This is a genomic window from Alicyclobacillus contaminans DSM 17975, assembly GCF_000429525.1.
GTDB classification, from domain to species: domain Bacteria; phylum Bacillota; class Bacilli; order Alicyclobacillales; family Alicyclobacillaceae; genus Alicyclobacillus_A; species Alicyclobacillus_A contaminans.
Genome location: NZ_AUCA01000092.1, coordinates 1 through 2,365 on the forward strand (window position 1 = coordinate 1; position 2,365 = coordinate 2,365).

Annotated in this window: 2 protein-coding genes; both read right to left on the bottom strand. The window is 44.9% G+C overall.

Annotated features, from left to right (window positions below; genetic code table 11):
- Window positions 1-63 precede the first annotated feature (63 nt).
- On the bottom strand, window positions 64-1,602 hold the full coding sequence (locus G463_RS0117170; RefSeq protein WP_084171872.1) for an SIR2 family protein: 1,539 nt from the start codon (window positions 1,600-1,602) through the stop codon (window positions 64-66).
- Window positions 1,603-1,958: 356 nt separating this feature from the next.
- Window positions 1,959-2,365: hypothetical protein (locus G463_RS21250; RefSeq protein ID WP_211227444.1), on the bottom strand; the 407-nt coding region annotated here is incomplete at its 5' end.

Consider the following 2,365-nt stretch of genomic DNA (forward strand, 5'->3'; position numbering starts at 1 on the left):
CTACCAGAAATATGAGGATGTTTTTGCTTTTACATGACCCACAGCTCCAACGAACTCAAGAAATTACAGGCTCAATTCGGGTGCGAAACTTGAGTTAGGAATGTCATGAAAACGACGTTCCAAAAACTCTCTTAGTTCCTGGGCATCAGCATGAAGTGCAGCTTTAAGAACCAAAAAATTTGACTTTCTAACGTTAGGCAAGCTAGATTGATATATTTCCTCGAAGCTGATTTCAGGATTCTGGGCAAAGAACTCGTCAAACATAGGACGATCTTTTTTGATAGTCCTACTCAGGATATCTTCTGGTCCTTTGCTTTGGATTTCTTGCAATACGGGAGGAATTTCACCTTGGAATCCCTTTAGATACTTGTGAACCGGAAGTGTACGGCTGTTTCTATGAGACAATTTTTCCAAAGCTTTTAGCAATGATTCCTTTGAGCTAACAGTTGGCATGTCGTTGAATACGATATCACGGAATATATCATCTCCTTCTAATCCCAATAGTCCTCTTTCCTGCAAGGTGTCTGGAATGTCCTTTTCCTTACCGATGGCGACTACAACCTCATCACCAGAATAATCCTCCGAGTCATCACTCATCTGAATAATCTTCGTTTTGCTTCCCTGATAGTTTACAACCAAGTTCTGAACTAAGTCCTTTAGCCACAATACTTCCTTTAATTTAGTTATTTTTTCCATTTCGGACATATGTTCAAGTAGAACCATGTAGTTAGAAAGTCTAATTTTCGTCATATGGATGCTACGCCCATCCACATCTTTAATCAAATCACCAATATCTACGCCAGACTCTTTTTTATCGTACTCCACATAAATAAGCCGTTCCTTTAAACGCTTGAAATCATAAGGAGATTCTACGCAACTAAAGATATCTACCAATAACCTTTGAACGCTTACATCGGTCAGAGAATACCCAAGAAAGATAACTGGGTTCTCGGTGAAAAGGTGTATCAGTTTTCCAACTAACACCTTACTCCGACGCTCCATTCTTACGTAGTCTTCACGTGTTAGGATGATTGATTCGGGCTCAGTGACACAGCCATGCATCTTAAGTAAAGTACCAATTTCACCCCCTAGAAAAATCGGCGTTCCAGTAACCCTTGTGTGTGTTGTGAAGATATGGTCTTCTAAAAATGTGTCGTAGTTAGTTGTCACAACCGTTAGCATTTTTTTAGAAAGCTTCTTCAAAAGATTAATCTCGTCCATCATTTCTTCCTTAATGTTATATCCGCTCAATAGGTTAGACAGAAATCGTTTCAAAGGTGACACACTATTTTCCACCGAAACGTCCATATGTATTTTTCCATTATACACTGACATGTTGAAATCATATTCAATCATTGAACCTATACGGGTAAGAACCTCTTCGCTATTTTCGGAATTAGCTGCTTGTCTCCGAGCTTGCATCTCATAAGCCTTGTATTTTCTTACAGGGTCCGATTCATATTCAGCGATACACCTAATTAATAATTCATCCCATTTGTAATCGTTGGTTGTGTACCGTTTTGAGATACCTGATCCAACGAAAAGTATAGGTAAACTTCCTGAATTACGGATATTACTAAAAACGTTCTTCAGATCACTCATAGTTTTGTACACCCCACCCCAGATTGTCGTTTTCAGAGTCAACCCTATTTATTACATTAACACGAAATTACAAAAGGTACAGCTGTACAGTGAGAGAAATGTGGCAAGGAACAAAAAGAACTCACTGCGGAGTACCGCCCGTACGATGCCCCCCCGACCCGGAGTGAGATCGGAGAACTCGTTCGTTACGCCGTGACCTTCTGCTTTTTGAGAGACGGCAACACTGTCATCCCAATAAAAAAGCGGCCCCTGCAGCTTCGCAGGGGCCACATTAGGAGTGGGGTAATGGATAGGCTCAATGTACAGGACCGTGCTGAGCCTGTACTGAGCAGACACTGAAGGTCTGCTGAATCCGGTTATGCCGTTGCCTGTGGCTGGGCCGGCGCCTGTTGAGCCTGCGTGAACGCATTGGCCGCCGTATATAGCGGCGTGCTTGCCGCTGCAGTCGCTTCACGCTGCACAAAGTCCAGCGCGGCCGCAATCTCCTGCGGTGTGACGCCAGGCACCTTCGACGCAATGTCGAACTCCAACGCCTTCTTCTGGTCCTCGGACAGCGCGTCCAGCGTCGTACCGAATGCATGCAGCCCCACGGCAGCGAATTGATACAGCTCCGTCTGCCGGGCCTTGGCGGTCAGCTCCTCCACCTGCCGCTTCAGGCGTTCCTCGGCCGTCTGCGCTCCGGGAATTACCTCCGCAAGCCCCTCGGCCACTTGCTCTGCATCCTTGATGATACGACCGCCCTCAGTGACCACTTCTTTTGCGG